Consider the following 18,879-nt stretch of genomic DNA (forward strand, 5'->3'; position numbering starts at 1 on the left):
TCTCCTCTGGTTCAGGCGGTGTGCAGAGCGGCGCGCAGGGTGCCGGCGGCGAGCGTGATCGCGGCCTCGGCGGCGTGCGTCTCACGCAGGGCGTTGAGCATCACGAAGTCGTGGATGATGCCCTGGAAGCGCACCGCGGTGACAGGAACGCCGGCCTGGCGCAGCTTGTTGGCGTAGGCCTCGCCCTCGTCGCGCAGCACGTCGGCCTCACCGGTGATGACCAGGGCCGGGGGCAGGCCGGTGAGCTGCTCGGTGGTGGCGCGCAGCGGCGAGGCGGTGATCTGGGCGCGCTCGGCCTCGTCGGTCGTGTACTGGTCCCAGAACCACTGCATGCCGTCCCGGCGCAGGAAGTAGCCGGTGGCGAACTGGTGGTAGGAGCCGGTGTCGAAGGCGGCGTCGGTGACCGGGTAGAACAGCACCTGCTGCACCAGCGGGATGCCGCCGCGCTCCTTGGCCATCAGGGTCAGCGCGGCGGTCATGTTGCCGCCGACGGAGTCCCCGGCCACGGCCAGCCGCGAGCCGTCCAGGCCCTTGGCCGCGCCCTGCTCCACGACCCACTGGGCGACCGCGAAGTTCTGCTCGATGGCGACCGGGTAGCGGGCCTCGGGCGAGAGGTCGTACTCGGGGAAGACCACGGCGGCGCCCGCGCCCACGGCGAGTTCGCGCACCAGGCGGTCGTGGGTGTGGGCGTTGCCGAACACCCAGCCGGCACCGTGGATGTAGAGGATCACCGGCAGGGTGCCCGCGGCGCCCTCGGGCCTGACGATGCGGGCGCGGACGCTGCCGGTCGGCCCGCCGGAGACGGTGATCCACTCCTCGTCGACGGCCGGCTTGTCGATGTCGCCGGACTGCACCTCGTCGACGGCCTTGCGCCCTTCCGCCGGGGGCAGGTCGAACAGGTAGGGCGGGTTCGCGGTCGCCTCGGCGAAGGCGGCTGCCGCGGGTTCCAGGACCGGCTGAACCGGCTCGACGGCGTGGGACATGTGAATCTCCTGGTGTTTCATCAGTGTGGTCGCCACCGTAAAACCGTCCAGTGGTCATCGATTGCCCATGAGCGCACGGCCGCTGCTCCCACAGTGAACAGCGCGAATCCCGGAACCGGACCGGGACGATGAGCGAAGCGCTGACGTCGGCGCGCTGACAGAACACGCGGGTTGTCCCGCCGTCATGACTCCACGCCCGTGGCGTCGATGCCAAGGCAGCCCGTTCCTTCGCCAGGACCGTAGCCCCGGCATCAGGGACTCGACAAATCTCGGTACAGCTCAGTGCGCCAGATCAGACGATCATGTTCCTCAGCTCGCCGACGCCCTTGACCGTGGCGACCAGTTCCTGTCCGGTCTCGAGGGTCACCCTGGGTCCTCGGCCGGTGCCCGTCGGCCCCGGGATTCCCGTGGCGATCAGGTCGCCGGGCAGGAGCGTGACGGCGGAGCTCACGTGGGCGATGATCGTGGCGACGTCGAACAGCAGGTCCGAGGTGTTGCCCTTCCGCCTGACCCATCCATCGACGAGACAGCTGACCGCCAGGCCGCGGCCCGCCATGGGTGTGTCGTCGGTGGTGACCATGGTGGGTCCCACAGCGATCCCGGCGTCGGGGCGGTCGTCGACTCCGCTCGTAAGCGCTCGGTCCCGGCCGTCGCGGACGGCGACAGCGTTGATCACGGTGTAGCCGGCCACATGACCGAGGGCCTTCTCGGCCGCCACCGCGTGGGCACGACGTCCGACGACCACGCCCAGTTGCGCACCCCAGTCCAGGTCGTCGCCGGTGGCCGGCAGGCGGATCTCGTCGTGGGCGCCGACGGGACGGCAACTGTGCAGGACGGAGAATCCGGGGACGGCGGGGCTCGGCCCACCGGTCTCCCGCAGGCGGCCGGCGTAGTTGGGTTCGACACGAACGACGTTTGCCGGTCGCAGGATCAGGGAGGTGTGGGAGACTTCCGTCAGCCGACAGCGTTCCCCCGTGTCGGCGGCGGCCCGTTCCTGCCAGTCCGTGCCCGAGGCGATCAGGGCGCCGACGTCGCTGTGGGGCAGGAGTACGCAGTGCTGCTTCTGCAGCCGGGCAGCAGCCGTGCGGCCGCGGCCCAGTCTCACAGTGCCGAGCTTCACCTGAGGCCTCCTTGGAAGCGGAACGTGTCGGACAGGGGAGCAAGCGCGGCGAGGCGGAGTGGTGGTTCCTCCCGTCCCGTGGCAACAGCAACTGCCTTGCGCGGAAGGAGGAGTCGGAACGTGCACCCCTCCTGGGGCCGGGTGTCGAGTTCCAGGCGCCCCTCGTGTGCGGCGGCGATGGCCGAGGCGATGGCCAGCCCCAGACCGGTGCCGGGCTCGGATCCGGGTCCGCGCGCCGATTCGGCCCGGTAGAAGCGTTCGAACACCCTCTGCGCGTCCGGTGCTGCGAGCCCGGGGCCGTTGTCGGCGACCTCGATGACACAGACTCCGGTCCCCGGGCGCAGCGGCAGGCCGGCACTCGTGCGGCCGGGACGGTCCGTGCCCGCGCCGCCGGGGCGGACACGCAGGGTGCCGACACGCACTTGGATCCGGCTCCCGGAAGGGGTGTGGACGCAGGCGTTGACGAGCAGATTGGTGACGATCTGGGCCAGTTGATGAGGATCGCCGTACGTTTCGATGGCGTCGAGCTCCGACGTGGCAGGATCGCCGTCCTGAGCGGCGAGCGCGCCGAGTCCGACGCGCTGGTCGGGGTGGCGCAGGGCGACGGCCGTGATGCTGTCGGCGGCCAGGGAGAGCAGGTCCACGGGTTCCCGTCGTACGACCGGTTCGTCACTGAGCTTGGCCAACTGGAACAGGTCGTTGACCAGATGGCTCATGCGCTCGGCGTTCTGCACCATCAGTTGGTGCGCTTCGTGTCGCCGGGCCGGGCTCATCTCCGGTTCGTCCACGAGGAGTTCGGCGAAGCCCTGGAGGGAGGTGAGCGGGGTGCGCAGTTCGTGGCCGGCGTCCGCCAGGAAGCGACGCAGCCGCTGTTCGGACGCCTCGGAACGGCGCAGTGCCGTCCGCAGCCGCTCCAGCATGGTGTCCAAGGCGCGGCCGAGATGCCCCACTTCCGTGACGGTCGGGCCGTCGGAGACGCTCAGCTCCAACTCACCGTCGGCGATGCGCCGTGCCGTGCGTTCGACCCGGACCAGTGGGCGCAGCCCCACTCGGACGGCGAGATTGCCGAATACGACGACCCCCGCCGCCACGGCCAGCCCGACGATCAGGCTGAACCACAGCATGGTCGACGTTGCGTCGTCCACCGCTCTCAGGGGCAGAGCCACCACTACCCGGGCCCCCTCGGGACCCGCCCTGGCGATCACTCGCCAGTGGCCGCTCCCGTCGCTCGAAGCGACCGTGGCGGGGCGACCGTCGGCCAGATTCAGCGACGTGTCCGACTGCGGCAGGAGTGGTCCGGAACTGTCTTCGTCACTGCCCAACGACGCTGCGAGCCTGTTGCCGCTGCTGTCGTAGAAGTAGACCCGGTAGTCCGAGGGAAGGGGGCTTCGGGCAGTCTCACTGGCCGTCGATGCCGCGTCGGTCGCGTCCTGGTAGAACTGCGGAACGGCTTGGAACCGGGTGAGCCGGGCGTCGACCTGGGCCGTCAGCCGACTGTGCAGCATGGTGAGTCCCGCGGCCTGGCAGAGCAGAACCGCCGCGCCGGCCAGCAAGGTTGTACCGAGGACCAGCCGAACGCGCAGCGAGCGCGGTTTGCCGATCCGTAGCGGCCACCGTGTCACAGCGCCACCGCTCCCGGCTCGCCTTCGGCGGCTCGCAGACAGTAGCCCACACCCCGCACCGTCTGGATCAGGTACGGCGGAACACGGTCGATCTTGCGCCGCAGATTGCGTACGTAGGTGTCGACGATGCGGGCGTCGCCGGCGAAGTCGTAGTGCCAGACCCGCGACAGGATCTCCTTCTTGTCCAGCACGCGTTCCGGCTGTGCCAACAGGCAGGCCAGCAGCCGGAACTCGGTGGGCGACAGTCGGATGGGCAGGCCTGCCCGGCGCACCTCGTGCGTCTGCTCGTCGAGTACCAGGTCCGCGTACCGCAGTGGGGCCCGTCTGTTCTCGGCGGGGTGCATTTCGGTGCGCCGCAGGACGGCGCGGATCCGCAGCAGGACTTCCTGCACGTGGAAGGGTTTGGTGACGTAGTCGTCCCCACCGGAGCTGAGCCCGATGATGCGGTCTTCGACGTCGGTGCGGGCCGTGAGGAAGAGTACGGGTGTGTAGACGCCCTCGGCTCGGAGATGACGGGTCACGGCGAAGCCGTCGGTGTCGGGCAGGCCCACGTCCAGCACGATCAGGTCGGGTTGGCTGCTGCCCACCTCGAACATGGCCGCCCGACCGGTCTCGGCGGTGACCACCCCGTAGCCGGCGGCCTGGAGAGCGGAGGTGAGCAGGGCGCGGATGCTGGGATCGTCCTCGACGACGAGCACGGTGTGTCCGGCAGGCGCGTGAGTGGACGGGGCGGCAGGCATGGGTACCTCCTTCGCTGGGGGCGGGTCGCAGGGGCGCCGACGCCCGGACACGGCTCCTCCGACGAATGCGGGGAACGCGTGTCCGGGCGTGGCAGATCAGCCGGTCACCTCTTTGTCCTTCGCCAGCGCCTCGGTGCGTTCCGTGACGGTTTTTTCGAGCTTGGACACCACGGTGTCCAGTGCCTTGGAGTCGGCGCCCGCTGAACGCGCCTGCTCCGCGACGTCCTTCAGGTCCTTCGCCGCCGCGCCCGAGCCGTAGAACTTCTGGTAGAGCTCGCGGTACGCCTTCTTGTAGATGCCGTCGAAGGCGTCGGACTCGAGGAACTTGGTCTTCAGGACGTTTTGCATGGAGAACCCTTGGACCCCCTTTGTGTCCGCACCACCTTCCTGACCAGGCATTGCCTGGCCGGCACCGCCGTCCTGGCCGCCGCCGGCCGCTCCGCCAGGCACACCTTCCGGCATCCCTGAAGGCATCCCCTCGGGCATGCCCCCAGCGGCTGCGTCGCCGCCCTGGGTGCCGCCAGCGGCTGCGCCGCCGCCCTGCATGCCGCCGCCCATGCTGATCGAGTCGTCAGGACCGGCCGTCGCGTCCCCGCTGAACGTCAGGTTGTAGTCCCAGCCCAGTACGGAGAACTTCTTGGTGTCCAGGTCGTACCACAGCAGGTAGTTCTTGCCGGGCCCGGCTATGTCGTCGAAGTTCAGCAGAAGGTTCTGCGAGGCGAGGTAGGTGGCCAGCGAGTCGACGTCGACGTACTTGTCGAGGTCGCGGGCGAACTCCTCGTCGGAGGCGCTGTTGGCCCACTTGATGAGCTTCATCACCGGTTCGAGGTCCTGGCTGCCCTTCTTGTTGAGCTGCTTGAAGGAACTCTCGTAGTCGGTGGGGTCGTCACCGCGGTATTCGAAGCTGCCGCTCGCCTTCGCCTTGTAGAGCACCCCGTTGCCGTCGGCGACGTCGTTGGCGTAGTCCGTGTCGGGTGCCTCGACCATGAGGCGGGTGGCGGTGGGCCGGTTGTTCACCTTCACCTTGGTGAAGGCGTACCGCTCGGCCTTCTGCCCGCTCTCCGTGGTCAGCTTCAGCGACAGCGCCTCGTTGACCGGGACCTGGCTGTTGCTGCCGGGACGCAGTGAAATCTCTCGCTCACCCTGGTAGGCGCGGCCCTCGACGTACTCGTCGATCTTGACGAGCCAGGGCAGTTCCTCGGGCTTCTTCGCGGAAAGGTTGAACTGCACCATGCCGCCTATGCCGCCCATGCCGCCGGCGGCGGCCGCGGCGCCGTCCGCCTTCTGGCCTTGGCCGCCGGTTGCGCCGGCTGCGGCACCCTGCCCGGCACCGGGCATGCCCTGGCCGCCACCAGGGAAACCGCCGGATGTGCCGCGCAGGGACGACAGGGTGGAGTTGCCCTTGAGGCGGATCCCGACGTCATTGAGGTAGACCCCGTCGATGGTGAGGTCGGCCTCGATGTAGTCCTTGGTGCCGTCCTCGCGGAACTCCTTCATCATCTTGTTGAAGTCGGTCTGCTGATAGGTAAGTTGGATCGAGTGCGACACCGAGGTGTCGTACAGGTCCACCGAACCCTGGACGTTGTCGGTGATGGCGTCCGCCTCGGCGCGCGAGGACGATGTGACGTACGGGGATATCCGCGCGTCGCCGAGGAAGGCGACCATCGCGGCGAGCCCGACGCCCAGCGCCGCGGCCGGCTTCCAGTGGTGACGCAGCCGTACGGGCAGCCGGTCCCGCAGCCGCCGCCTGCGCCGCGCGGGGGTCTCGCCGCTCATCACAGGTCCGTCGTGTCGTAACCGGTCAGGACGGTGACCCGCTGGCCGGACGTGCGCTCCTGCAGGGCACTGACCAGGTCGCCGGGCTCGGCGCCCTTCTTCAGGCGCACGGTGTAGAAGACCTCGCTGAGCGCGCCGCCGCGTATGGTCTCCGTGCTCACCAGCTCGAACTCGCTCGTGTACTTGATCAGCACGTCACGGATCTGCGGGGTGTAGTCGTCCCCGGCCGGGACCTGGACCTTGACGACCTGACGCGCCACGTTGAGCGCGAACCAGTTGAACTTGAACATGATCAGGATGACGACGCAGATCACGACGGCGCCGACCGCGGCCAGCGTGTAGAAGCGGGCACCACAGGCCATACCGATCGCCATGGCCAGGAAGATGAAGCCGACGTCCCTGGTCTCCTTGACCGCGTTGCGGAAACGGACCACGGACAACGCGCCGACCAGGGAGAACGCGCGGGCCAGGTTGGACCCGACGATCAGCATGATCAGGGCGACGATCATGCCGACGACGATCAGCGTCTGCACGTAGGACTGGCTGTAGGAGACGTTGCGGTGCGTGTACCGGTACGTGTAGCCGATCAGCGTCGTCAGGATGAACGACAACGCCATCGCCGCCACGACATCGGCCACGCTGAACGTGCCGCTGAGTTCCTGTAGATCGAAGTTCACTGTGCTCCTGCCTTCAACGGCGCATCAAGCTGCGCCGACCGCTGCTCCAGCGGTTGCTTTTCCATGGGGGTGGGCGGGGGATAGTCCGCCTCATTGATGTGGAAGATCGAACGCGGTGCGAGTCCGAACGCCTCGATGGACTGCACGTACTTCGAGACCCGGATCAGGTTGAGATTGCGCCGCGCGGCCAGGTCGGTGATCCAGTACGGGGTGCGCTCGTTGACCTTGATCTCCATCACCGACAGGTGCGGCGGGATGGTGAACCGGTTCTCCGCCGTCTCGATGCCGAAGTGGAAGTCCCGGTCACGGCCGCGGATCCGCCGGTCGAAGGTCACCCGCAGGCCGGTGTCCTCGGCACGGCCGACGAGTGCCTCACGCTGGTAGCCGGTGATGGCGGCAGGCCGCAGGTTGGTCCGTACGACGAGATCGAGAACCTCGTGGATGAAGGCGCGCTCCTTCGGCGAGTGGTCCACCATCTCGCGGTCGTCGCACAACTGCCGCGCCACGCCGTACGGGAGCATGATGCGCCGCTTCTGCGTGACCCGGTTGACGCGCTGCTTGATCTCCACACAGACCATCGAGTCGTCGGTGACCCCGTCGAGGTTCCCGTAGTGCCGGATGCGCAGCTTGCGACGGAACTTCAGACCCTCGATCTTCTCCCAGTAGAACTGGAGTTGAGGGCTGTCGTAGTACAGGCTCCACACGCCGTACCCGCCGACCGGACTGTGGTCGTCGGCGTCCATCCGCTCGGCCAGCTCGTCGCGGATCTCAGCCGCTTGATCGACCGGAACCAGGTACTTCAGCTCGAACCGATTGAACGAGTGCAGCCGACTGGCCACGTGCAGCGGCTCCTCTTCCGCTGGGGCCTGAGCTCCCTCCGCTGGATCCTCCCGGCTCTGGGACTTCCGCCATGTGGTCAACGGCAGTACCACCATGCGCCTCCTTCGTCGTACGGCCCGGTCGGGCGACACAGCACACGAAACAGAGGGCATGTGAGAGGTCGCTGAGAATTGTGAGGTAATTCCCGGGGAACTTGAGATGACCAGAAGGTGAACTCAGCGCTTTGCGGGAGGGAACGCGCACGTGGCACCGCCTCGATGCCCTGTTGAGTGCGCGGCATGTGGCGGAGCAAAGGATCCACCGGGCGCAACCCTGCCGGGGCCGGTCCGGCTGTCGCCCACCGGCTGAGCCCCCGTCCGCGGCTGTGCCTTCCGCCCCCCTGCGTCAGGTGTCGGCCCGGTGGCCCGGAAGGACCAGGCGTACCGTGCACCCCTTGCCCGGTGCGGTGTCGAGTTCCAGGCGGCCGCCGTGGCCCTCGGCGATCGCGGCGGCGATGGAGAGGCCCAGCCCGCTTCCCCCGTGTGCGCGGGAGCGGGAGGGATCGGCGCGGTAGAAGCGTTCGAAGACGTGCTGGGCGTCCTGGGCCGTGAGGCCCGGCCCCTCGTCGGCCACCTCCACGACGCCGACCGGCGTGCCGAGCGGCAGGGGAGGTGACGCGCTGGTGCGGCCCGCACGGTCGGTTCCACAGGTGGCGGTGCTCACCCGGGTCGCGCCCACCCGTACGTGGACACGGGTACCGGCCGGGGTGTGGACGCGGGCGTTGGCGAGAAGGTTCTCGAGGATCTGTCCCAGCCGGTGGGCATCGCCCGTGGCTTCGACCACCTCCAGCTCGCTGCCGCCTGACGGGTCCGGCAAAGGGCCGAGATCGACCGGATGGCTCGCCCCGTGCAGGGCGGCGGTCCGTACGGCGTCCGCCGCCAGGGAGAGCAGGTCCACCGGTTCCCTGCGGTACGAGGGTTCCCGGTCCAGCCGGGCGAGGAGCTGGAGGTCGTCGACGAGCAGGCTCATGCGTGCCGCGTTCTGCGCGATCAGCTGGTTGGCCTTGCGCTGCTCCTCGGCCGGGCGCTGCTCGGGGCGCAGGGCCAGCTCCGCATAGCCCTGGACGGCGGTGAGTGGCGTACGCAACTCGTGGCCGGCGTCCGCGACGAACCTGCGCATACGTGCCTCGGAGGCCTCCCGCTCCCCGAGCGCCTTGTGCAGCCGCTCGAGCATGCTGTTCAGGACCCGGCCGAGCCGGCCGATCTCGGTCCGTGGGTCGGTGTCGGACAGCCGGAGGTCGAGTTGCCCCGCGCTGATGCGCTCGGCGGTGTGCTCCATGCGGGTCAGCGGGAGAAGGCCGAGCCGGACGACCCCGCGGCCGAGTGCGAGCAGGGCGGCGACGGTGATGACGAGCAGGGTGACGTTGAGCCAGAGAAGCTTGGCGGTGGCGCCGTCGACCGTGTCCAGGGGCAGGGCCACGACGGAGTTCATGTCGTCCGGGCCGGAGCTCAACAGCACTCTCCAGCGGCCGTCGCCGCCGGCGGCGTCCACCGTCTCGGGGTGGCCGTCTCGCAGGCCGAGCTGTGACACCGAGTCCGCGAGCCGGGGACCTGGCTTGGTGCCGGAACCGAGCGAGTTGTCCATACGGCGCCCGGAGGCGTCGTAGAAGTACACGCGGAAGTCCGAGGGCAGGGCACCGGGACGCTTGTCCGGACTGATCTTCTTCAGCGCGTCGAAATACGCGGGGTCGGGGGGGTGGAATTCGGTGAGCTGCTGGTCGACGCGGTCCATCAGCCAGGAGCGCAGGACCTCGTAACCGATGACCTGGGAGACCAGGACAGCGACCGTGGCCAGCACGGTCACGCCCAGGACGAGCCGTCGCCGCAGCGATCCCGGCGAACGCGGCAGCAGACGTTTCGGCCGGCGGAGCCGCTTCACCGCTCTCCCGCCCCGCCGGCCTCTCGGGGGAGCCGCAGGCAGTAGCCGACACCGCGCACGGTATGGATCAGCGGCGGGTCGAAACAGTCGATCTTCTTGCGCAGATATCTGACGTACGTCTCGATGATGCGGGCGTCCCCGGAGAAGTCGTAGCTCCACACGTGGTCGAGGATCTGCGCCTTGCTCAGCACCTGGCCCGGGTTGGCCAGCAGATAGGCCAGCAGCTTGAACTCGGTCGGCGACAGCGGGACGTACCGCCCGGCGCGGTGCACCTCGTGCGCGCCCTCGTCGAGTTCGAGATCGGCGTAACGCAGCACGGACTCCGGAACGAGCGGCTCGATCCCGGGGGTCGTACGGCGCAGGATGGCCTCGATGCGCAGCAGCACCTCCTCTATGCTGAACGGCTTCGTCACGTAGTCGTCGCCGCCGGACTTCAGTCCCTTGAGACGGTCGTCGAGGTCGGTGCGGGCGGTCAGGAACAGGATGGGTACGTCGTTCCCGGCCGCCCTCAGCCGCTGGGTGACCTCGAAGCCGTCCAGGTCGGGGAGCATCACGTCGAGCAGGACCAGGTGCGGCGCCGAGCGTTCGATCTCCACGAGCGCGGACCGGCCGTTCTCCGCGCTGCTCACCTCGTACCCGGTCAGCCGGAGGGCGGATTCGAGCAGCGCGCGGATGCTGGGTTCGTCCTCGACCACGAGGAGTCTGTGCTGCGGCTTGCCCGCGGGCTGCTCGGTCATCGTGCTGTGCGGTCCGTTCTGTCGCTGTTCAACGGGCGGCGCGGTCGTAGCGCACCGTGCCACCTCCGATAGGCATCGCACTGCCATTGTCCTGCTGGGACGACGTGCTGCCGCCATACGTCGACGCCGGGACCTCGGCGCGGTTCCAGAGATCCACTTGGAGCGTTTCTCGGCCACGCCGCCCCGTCGTGCCCGGCGCCCCCATGCCTGCGCCGCGGGAATCGTCCCAGTCCAAGATGTACCGCAGCTCCCCGTTCTCCCCACCACGTGCGCCCCCGCGCAGTCGACGTCCGGGGCCCTGCCCGGCTCCGCCGGAGACGAACGGCCACCGGCTGATCTTCGAGGTGTCGAAGCTCGAAGGAGATCAGCAGCGCGCCCTTGTCGCAGTCCGGCTCAGCCCCGGCCGGAGCGCGCGTTCCGCGTCGCGGTGTCCCGCCACTCGCGCGGAGACATGCCGTAGGCGGTCCGGAAGACCCGGCTGAAGTGCGTGGCGCTCAGGAAACCCCAGCGATTGGCCACCGCCGCGATGGTCTGGTTCCCCCGGCCCCGCAGCACCAGATCGCGCCGGCACTCCTCCAGCCGCCGACGCTGTATCCACCGGCCGACCGTCGTCCCCTCTTCCTGGAAGAGCTTGTGCAGGTACCGCACGGAGATGTGGTGCGCCCTGGCGATGACCTCGGGTGACAGCTCCGTGTCGGTCAGGTGCAGCTCGATGAACTCGAAGATCTTCGGCATCAACGGCGACTGGACGTCGGCCGTTCCCGGTTCCTCCCCTGCCAGTTGCTCCGCGGCGAGGATGGCCAGGAGGTTCACGGTGTTCCAGGCCAGCATCTCGCCGACCGGAGAAGGGGAGGTCGAGGCGGTGTGGGCGAGGTCGGACAGGAACGGCGACAGCAGGGTGCCGAGTCGGGACGACCGGGTGACGGGAACCTGCGCGATCCGCTGCACGTCGGCCTCCTCGAGGCCGATCAGTTCACGGGGGACGAGTAGCACCTTCACGCTGCAGTGCTCCGGGAAGTCGAGCGCCGGCGGATGGTGGGCGTCGTAGAAACAGATGTCTCCCGGGCCGAGGTGGATGTCGTCGGGCTCCCGCGCCGGAAGTGTGCCGCCTCCATCGCCCCGAAGGCCTACGAAGAGGTACTCACCGCTGTCACGGGCGGTCAGCCGGTGCTGTCGCTGTCGGCCGACCGGGCCGGGCCGCTCCCCCGGCAGTTGTACGGGCGGCTCGACGGTGATGACGATGTCGAGCCCCATGGGCATCCGGCAGACCTCGGTCTCGCCGTCCCGGGCTTCGATGGTGCTGGTCATGGGCATCTTCCGCCGTTGCCTCCGGCCGGTGGTCCTGTGCTTCGCCCGGAGCGTAGGTCGGCGTATGTGCAAAAAAAGTGACAACGGAGTGAAGGCGGCTCCGCCGCACGGGCTACGGTGTGCCGTCAGCGGTGCCGACGCCAGGAGCGGAGCCGGACAGGCGGAGGCGCGCGGCCCGGCGTTCGGCCGGGGAGTCGTGTACGCCGGTGAGTTCGGCGGAGAAGGCGCGCAGCAGGTCGTGCAGGATGTAGCGGCCCGGCGCGTGCTCGGTGACGAGGTGGGCGTCGGCGAGCTCACCGAGCGCCGCGCGGGCTTTGCGCGGTGGCAGATCGGTGAGTGCGGTGGCAGCCACCGCCTCGATGTCGGGGCCGGGGTGCAGGGACAGCAGCCGGAACAGCCGGGCGCTCTCCGGCGACAGGAGCCGGTAGGAGCAGAGGAAGGCGACGCGGGCATCGGCGGAGGCACGCGCGGCGGTGAAGGCGTCGAGGCTGCCGGCGGAAACCCGGAGTTCGGCGGCGACGGCGGCCAGCGGGAGGTCCCGCCGGCCGCCGGCGCGTGCGGCCGCTATGGCCAGGGCCAGCGGCAGGCGGCCGCACCGGGCGACGATCTCATCGGCCGCGCGGGGTTCGGCGGCCAGTCGCTCACGACCGATCCGCAGGGCGAGCGCGGCCAGGGCGTCGGCGGCGGACGGCAGTTCCAGGCGGACCGGATGGGCACCCGAGGCGATCAGGCTGGGCAGCCCCTTGCGGGTGGTGACCAGCGCCAGGCAGCCCGGCGACGCGGGCAGCAGCGGGCGTACCTGCTCCGTGTCGGCGGCGTCGTCGAGGAGGACGAGGACCCGGCGGCCCGCCAGCAGGCTGCGGTACAGGCCCGCGCGTGCGTCGACTCCGTCCGGCACGTGACGGGCCGGCACGCCGAGCGCCGCGAGCATCCCGCGGAGTGCCTCGGCGGGCTCCAGCGCCGGCCTGGCCGGGTCGAAGCCGCGTAGCGCGACGTGGAGTTGGCCGTCGGGGAACCGGGCGGCGGCCTCGTGGGCCCAGTGGACCGCGAGAGTGGTCTTCCCGATGCCCGCCATGCCGCTGACCAGGATCGTCGCGGGTGCCCCGGCGGACGTCACCGCCGCGTCGGCAACGGCCGTCAGTCCGCCGAGCTCGGCCCGCCGGCCGCAGAAGACGGCAAGGTCCGGCGGCAACTGGGCGGGCGGCACGAAGGGTCCTTCCCCGGAGTCCGAGGAGTCCGCAGAATCCCAGAAATCCGAAGATTCCGAAGAGTCCGACGAGTCCGACGGCTTCGACCGTGCCGTCAGCCGTTCCCGTCGGCTCTGCGCGCCGCCCTCCCGGTCAGGTGTGCGCCGGGTCGGCCGTACCGGCTCTCGGAGCACCCGGGCGTGGGCCGCGCCCAGCTCGGGCCCGGGCGTGACACCCAGTTCCGCCGCCAGCCGCCGTCGCGTCTCCTCGTACGCCGTCAGTGCCTCCGCCCGCAGTCCGCAGCCCGCCAGAGTCAGTACGAGCCTGGCGTGCAACGCCTCGTTGAGGGAGTCGAGTTCGGCGGCACGACGGACCGCGGGCAGCACCTCCGCGGCCCTGCCGCACAACAGAGCGGCATCGGCCGCCATCTGCGCGGTCTCCACGAGTTCCCGTTCCACGCCCGCGAACTGGACGTGCGCGCGCGTGGACGCCGGAAGGCCGAGGGCCACCCGGCCACGCCACTGGCCCAGGGCGTCGGCGAAGTGCCCTACCGCCACGTCGGGCCGACCCGTGGCGACGGCCCGCTTGCCCTGTCTGGTGAGGTCCCGGAAGCGCAGCAGATCGACCTCGTCCCGGTCCGCCGCCAGGAGGTAACCGCCGGTACGGCGCAGCAGCCGCCGTCCGGGTGCCCGTGGCGGCAGCCCCGGCTCGAGCAGCCGCCGCAGCGAACCGGCGTAACGGCGCACGACGTTCAGCGCGCTGACGGGCGGCTGCTCGGGCCAGAGCGCGTCGACGATCGCGTGCATCTGCACCGGGCGGCCGGTGTGGAGCAGGAGCAGGCCGAGCAGGGCGCGCTGCTGGGGGAACCCTAGATCCAGTTCGCTCTCCCCCCGCCATACCCGCAGGGGCCCCAGCACCTCGAACCGCATCACTTCACCGAGCCGCCTCTCATGTCCACGTACAGGCGGGGTGCTGTCGAGCCCACACACCGCCCGTCGCCTCCTCGCAACAGCCTAGGAGCGGGGCCCGGCGTGCCGCGGGCCGATGCGCTGTGGGACAGGGATCGGTGCACTCTCAGTCAACAGCCTGCGGGCGGCCGCCTCTACGGTCACAACCGACCACACCCACGGCAGAGGCCGCTCTCGCCTCCCCCGGCCGTCGCACCCGCACCCGCACCCGCACCCGCACCCGCAGAGCATGGACCAGCATGAGCGCCGCAGTGTCATCGTCGAAACCCCTCACCCCGGACTCGCCGTGGGCGCCGCTCGCGGCGCGCGTCTTCCGGGCGCTGTGGATCGCCCAGCTGGTCTCCAACATCGGCAGCTGGATGCAGACGGTAGGGGCCCAGTGGCTGCTGGTCGACGACAACGCGGCTCTGGTCACGCTCGTCCAGACGGCCTCCAGTCTTCCCGTGGTGCTGCTGGCCCTGCCCTCCGGGGTGCTCGCCGACCGCTTCGACCGTCGTTCGGTGCTGCTGGCGGCGCAGTTCGCCATGCTGGCGGTCTCCTGTGTGCTGACTGTGCTGGCGTTCACGGACGCGCTCACCCCAGTGCTGCTACTGGCCCTCACCTTCCTCCTGGGATGCGGAACGGCGCTGATGGGCCCGGCCTGGCAGGCGATCCAGCCGGAGTTGGTGGAGCGCGACCGGCTCGGCCAGGCGGCCGCGCTCGGCGCGGTGAACATGAACCTGGCCCGTGCGGTCGGGCCGGCGCTCGGCGGAGCGGTGGTCGCGGCGGCGGGCGCCGCGTGGGTCTTCGCCTTCAACGCGGCCTCCTACCTCGGCATCGCCGCCGTCCTCGCGCTCTGGCGGCGCCCGGCAGCCTCCTCCCCCGTCATCGCGCACGAGAGGCTGCTGCCCGCCCTGTACGCCGGCCGCCGCTATGTGTGGCACGCGCCGGGCGTCCGCCGGATCCTGCTGCGCACGGCCTTGTTCATTCCCGGGGGTGCCGCCCTGTGGTCCCTGCTCCCGCTGAGTGCGAGCCGCTCCCTCGGCCTCGGCTCGGGCGGATACGGGCTGCTGCTGGGGGCGGTGGGGGTGGGCGCCGTCGCGGGGGCCTTCGCGCTCCCCCGGATCCGCCGTGTCCTCGGCCCGAACGGCACCCTCGGCGCCGGGGCGCTGGTCTTCGCCGGTGTCCTGGCCGTGCTGGCGACGGTCCGCGATCCGTGGTCGGCGACGGTCGCTCTGCTGCCCGCGGGGCTCGCCTGGATCGGCGTTCTGTCCACCCTCAACGCGGCCGTGCAGACACGGCTTCCGGGCTGGGTCAGGGCGCGCGGACTCGCCGTATACCTCCTGGTCTTTCAGGGCGGGCAGGCGCTGGCGGCACCCGTGTGGGGCGTGCTGGCCGACTGGCTGGGACTGACCGCCGCGCTGCTGGTCGGCAGCGTCCTGATGCTGGTCAGCGCAGTCAGCGTGCGTCTCTGGCCGCTCCACGGCACGGAGGGCGTCGACCCCTCGCCGTCCGACCACTGGCCCGTTCCGCCCCTGGTGTTCGAGCCCGGGCCCGCGGACGGGCCGGTGCTCGTCTCCGTCGCCTACCGTGTCGCCCCCGGCAACCCCGCCGCCTTCACGGACGCCATGGCCCGCGTCGCCCGGTCCCGACGGCGCACCGGAGCCCTTACCTGGGGTCTCTACCAGGACGGCAACGATCCGGCGCGGTTCGTCGAGAACTACCTGGTCGCGTCCTGGTCCGAACACCTCGCTCAGCATCACACCCGGCTCACGGCCACCGACCGCCGTCACGAGGAGCAGGCGCGTGGACTTCTCGTCCCGGGTACGGAGCCGGAGGTGACCCACGCCTTCGACGCCGCTTCGGGACCCGTCGTACCGGACACGGCCGACGGGTCGACAGGCGGCGCGGCGAACCGGTCCCCGGGTGTCACCCCGCGCCGAGCTGATCGTCCTTCCCGCGGAGCCGGGCATTGACCTGCTCGACGTCGGGATGGCCGAGCGAGGTGAGGAGAGCGAGGGCCTGTTCCCAGCAGGTGCGGGCGCCCTCGTGGTCACCGGTCGCGAGGTGGGTGTCGCCGATGCGGATGAGAGTGACGGCCTCCAGGTACGGCACCCCGAGCTCCCGCAGCAGGGCGAGCGCGTTGCGGTAGCCGAGCAGGGCCTGCGGGTGGCGGTTCAGGTGGTGGTAGGCGTAGGCGATGCTGTCCCAGGTGGCGGCCTGGCCGTACCGGTCGCCCACTTCCTGGAGCATGGTCAGGGCTTCGGCGCAGTGCTTCAGCGCCTGCTCGTACTCCCCGCACAGCGCCTGGTACCAGCCGACGGAGTTGAGCACGCTGGCCTGCGCGGCCCGGTGGCCGGTGGTGCGGAACAGGTCGAGGGCGAGCCGGTTGTGCCGCAGGGCCCCGGCGAGGTCGCCCTGCTGTTCGCTCTCCCAGCCGAGGCTTCGGTGGGTGTCGGCCCGGCCGACCTGGTCGTCGAGTGCGGTGAACAGTTCCAGGGCCCGTTCGAGGCGGGACCTGGACTGGTCGTGCAGGCCCAGTCTGCCCTCCGCCCGCGCCAGTCCGCGCAGGCCACGGGCCTCCATGGCGGGATCGGCCAGCCGGAGTGCGCAGTCGAGGGCGGTGCGCTGGGCGGCGGCCCAGTCGTGCCAGTGGCCGCGCCGGTCGAAGAAGGGTTCCAGGGACCAGGCCAGCAGAGACGCGAGCCGGTCGGCTCCGCGGCTCGCCGCCGCGTCGATGACGGCGAGGAGCACCGCGTACTCGTCGGTGAGCCAGGCCAGTGCCCGGCCGTCGTCTGCGAGCGGTTCGGGGTCCGCCCCGGCCGGGGGTGGCGGAAGCGGCATCGGGTCCCCGTGGGGTGCGAGCAGCAGACCGGCGGCCCGGGCGGTGTGCAGACAGTGCTGGAACAGCCGGTGCACGGCCTCCTCTCGCTGGGCGTCGGTGTGGTGGTCCTCGACGAGCTCGGCGGCATGCGCGCGGAGCAGGTCGTGGAAGGTGTAACGGCCGGGTGCCGACTCGTTGACGAGGTGTACGCCGGAGAGTTCGGCCAGCAGCGGGCGCACCCGGCGCACCGGCAGACCCGCCAGGGCGGCCGCGGCCGGTACGGAGAAGTCCGGGCCGGGATGCAGGGCGAGGAGCCGGAAGAGCCGGGCGGCTTCGGCCGAGACGGCGCGGGAGGACCAGGAGAACACCGTGCCGACGTCCACGGACGTGTCGGACCGGGTGAAGGCGTCCAGGCTGCCGTGGGCTTCGCGCAGTTCGGCGGCGACGGCCTCCAGCGGGAAGCCGGGGTGGACGGCGGCGCGGGCTGCGACGCAGGCCAGCGCGAGCGGCAGTCCCGCGCACAGCCGGGTGATCTCGTCCGCGGCCCCGGGCTCGGCCGCGATCCGCTCGGCTCCCAGCCGGCGGACGAGGAACGCCCGCGCCTGCTCGGCGTCGAACGGACGCAGGGTCAGGGAGCGGGCCCCGTGGGCGGCCACCAGCCCGGACAGTTCGTTGCGGCTGGTGACGATGGTGAGGCAGCCGGAGGTGCCGGGCAGCAGTGGCCGCACCTGGTCGGTGTCCCGCGCGTTGTCCAGCAGCACGAGGAACCGGCGTCCGGCCAGCACGCTGCGGTAGAGGGCGGCCTGCGCGTCCAGATCGTGCGGGACACGTTCGGGCGGCACGCCCAGCGCGTCGAGGAAGCCGCGTACGGCGTCCCCGGGCTCCGTGATCGCCCCGGAGGGGTCGAAGCCCCGCAGGTTCACGTAGAGCTGCCCGTCGGGGAACCGGTCGGCGATCTGGTGGGCCCAGTGCACGGCGAGGGCTGTCTTTCCTACACCGGCCATGCCGCCGATGGCGCTGATCGCCACCGTCTCGGCGGGCTGTCCCTCAGCGGTGGGCGGTGGGAACAGGTCGTCCAGCTCCGCCTGCCGACCGGTGAACAGCGGCAGGTCGTGGGGCAGCTGCGCGGGGGCCGGCGTCGCCGGCCGCCGCGTTGGGTAGTGCCCGGAGTCCTTCGGGGCCCGCGCGTCGATGGCGGGCCGAGGATCGGCGGCGGGCCGGGCATCGCCCTCGGACCAGGCATCGCCGTCGGGCCGGGTCCCTACGCCCCCGCTCGCCGTGCCGGTCGTCGCGTCGGTCGCCATGCCGGTCTCTGCGCCGGTCGCCGCCCCGAACCCATCGCCGAACCCGTCGCCCGCGACGGCCCGGTAGGCGTCGTGCAGTTGCGGACCGGGGTCGATCCCCAGCTCGTCGGCGAGTCGCGCGCATATGGCCTGATAGGTACGCAGGGCCTCGGTCCGACGACCGGTGGCGGCCAGGGCGCGGACCAGGCTCGCCAGCAGGGGTTCGTCCAGCGGATGATCGGCGGCCGCCTTCCGCAGATCGGGCAGGACCGCGTCGGGCATGCCGATGTGCAGCGCCGCGTCGACGGCGTCCCGTACGGCCGCGAGGCGCTCGCGCTCCAGCGCACCGAACGCCGGGTGCGCGCGGGCGTCGGGGGAGATCCCGGACGCGACCGGGCCTCGCCACAGCGACAGCGCCTGGATGAGGAGCTCGACCGCCCCCGCCGTCTTCTCCCGCACGCTCGGCTCCCGGGCCTCCTCGCACAGTTCACGGAACCGCAGGAGGTCGGAGGATCCGCTGTCGGTCAGCAACCGGTATCCGCCCGCTCCCCGGACCAGCCAGCGGCCCGACGCGCGAGCGGGCAGACCGGGCTCCAACAGGCGTCGCAGGGATCCGACATGACGGCGAACGACATTGACCGCGCTACGCGGCGGCCGCGCGCCCCACAGCACCTCGACGATCTCACTCACGGTGACCGGTTGCCCCGCCCGGACCAGCAGCAGAGCCAGGAACGCCCTCTCCTGGGGACCACCGAGATCAAGCTCCGTCTCCGCGCGCCAGGCCCGCACGGGCCCCAGAACGGCGAACCGTACCGATACCAGCGGCACGTCTCCCCCCCTCCGATCACCCGCCCCCGGCACAGACTCTACGTCACGACCGCTGTGATCAGCCCATTTCCTGGTCCGGCCACCACAGGA

At 70.9% G+C, this 18,879-nt stretch carries 13 protein-coding genes; 1 reads left to right on the forward strand and 12 read right to left on the reverse strand.

Annotation, left to right across the window (positions count from 1 at the left end):
- Positions 1-11 precede the first annotated feature (11 nt).
- From ACFY16_RS34900 to ACFY16_RS34950, 11 genes are all read right to left on the reverse strand, one after another.
- On the reverse strand, positions 12-983 hold the full coding sequence (locus ACFY16_RS34900; protein WP_390651243.1) for an alpha/beta hydrolase: 972 nt from the start codon (positions 981-983) through the stop codon (positions 12-14).
- A 292-nt stretch (positions 984-1,275) separates the two neighbouring features.
- Positions 1,276-2,103: a fumarylacetoacetate hydrolase family protein gene (locus ACFY16_RS34905; protein ID WP_390651244.1), complete on the reverse strand. Its 828-nt coding sequence runs from the start codon at positions 2,101-2,103 to the stop codon at positions 1,276-1,278.
- The gene (locus ACFY16_RS34910; RefSeq protein ID WP_390651245.1) at positions 2,100-3,725 is read right to left on the reverse strand and encodes a sensor histidine kinase; all 1,626 of its coding nucleotides are present in this window, start codon (positions 3,723-3,725) and stop codon (positions 2,100-2,102) included. The genes ACFY16_RS34905 and ACFY16_RS34910 overlap by 4 nt, the downstream gene beginning before the upstream one ends.
- Complete coding sequence (locus ACFY16_RS34915; RefSeq protein WP_390651246.1) at positions 3,722-4,465, reverse strand: response regulator transcription factor; 744 nt, start codon at positions 4,463-4,465, stop codon at positions 3,722-3,724. Before ACFY16_RS34915 ends, ACFY16_RS34910 begins: the two co-directional genes overlap by 4 nt.
- Positions 4,466-4,561: 96 nt before the next feature.
- Positions 4,562-6,241 carry a CotH kinase family protein gene (locus tag ACFY16_RS34920; protein WP_390651247.1) on the reverse strand — a complete coding sequence of 560 codons (1,680 nt, stop codon included), beginning with the start codon at positions 6,239-6,241 and terminating at the stop codon, positions 4,562-4,564.
- Positions 6,241-6,918: a DUF4956 domain-containing protein gene (locus ACFY16_RS34925; RefSeq protein WP_390651248.1), complete on the reverse strand. Its 678-nt coding sequence runs from the start codon at positions 6,916-6,918 to the stop codon at positions 6,241-6,243. The genes ACFY16_RS34920 and ACFY16_RS34925 overlap by 1 nt, the downstream gene beginning before the upstream one ends.
- Complete coding sequence (locus ACFY16_RS34930) at positions 6,915-7,757, reverse strand: polyphosphate polymerase domain-containing protein (protein ID WP_390651249.1); 843 nt, start codon at positions 7,755-7,757, stop codon at positions 6,915-6,917. The genes ACFY16_RS34925 and ACFY16_RS34930 overlap by 4 nt, the downstream gene beginning before the upstream one ends.
- A 385-nt stretch (positions 7,758-8,142) precedes the next feature.
- Positions 8,143-9,675, reverse strand: a complete 1,533-nt coding sequence (locus ACFY16_RS34935; RefSeq protein WP_390651250.1) for a sensor histidine kinase — start codon at positions 9,673-9,675, stop codon at positions 8,143-8,145.
- Positions 9,672-10,412: a response regulator transcription factor gene (locus ACFY16_RS34940; protein ID WP_390651251.1), complete on the reverse strand. Its 741-nt coding sequence runs from the start codon at positions 10,410-10,412 to the stop codon at positions 9,672-9,674. Before ACFY16_RS34940 ends, ACFY16_RS34935 begins: the two co-directional genes overlap by 4 nt.
- Before the next feature lie 393 nt (positions 10,413-10,805).
- Positions 10,806-11,720, reverse strand: coding sequence for a helix-turn-helix transcriptional regulator (locus ACFY16_RS34945; RefSeq protein ID WP_390651252.1), 915 nt, complete (start codon positions 11,718-11,720; stop codon positions 10,806-10,808).
- Positions 11,721-11,832: 112 nt separating this feature from the next.
- Positions 11,833-13,836 (reverse strand): BTAD domain-containing putative transcriptional regulator, encoded by a 2,004-nt coding sequence (locus ACFY16_RS34950; protein ID WP_390651253.1) that lies wholly within the window; start codon positions 13,834-13,836, stop codon positions 11,833-11,835.
- A gap of 278 nt (positions 13,837-14,114) precedes the next feature.
- On the opposite strand from ACFY16_RS34950, the gene ACFY16_RS34955 reads away from it, so the two are divergent.
- The gene (locus ACFY16_RS34955) at positions 14,115-15,830 is read left to right on the forward strand and encodes an MFS transporter (RefSeq protein ID WP_390651254.1); all 1,716 of its coding nucleotides are present in this window, start codon (positions 14,115-14,117) and stop codon (positions 15,828-15,830) included.
- Here the strand turns inward: ACFY16_RS34955 and ACFY16_RS34960 are convergent.
- On the reverse strand, positions 15,784-18,789 hold the full coding sequence (locus ACFY16_RS34960; protein ID WP_390651255.1) for a BTAD domain-containing putative transcriptional regulator: 3,006 nt from the start codon (positions 18,787-18,789) through the stop codon (positions 15,784-15,786). The two genes, ACFY16_RS34955 and ACFY16_RS34960, sit on opposite strands and share 47 nt — an antisense overlap.
- Positions 18,790-18,879: the final 90 nt, after the last annotated feature.

The sequence above is a fragment of the Streptomyces sp. NPDC001315 genome (assembly GCF_042896175.1).
GTDB lineage: Bacteria > Actinomycetota > Actinomycetes > Streptomycetales > Streptomycetaceae > Streptomyces.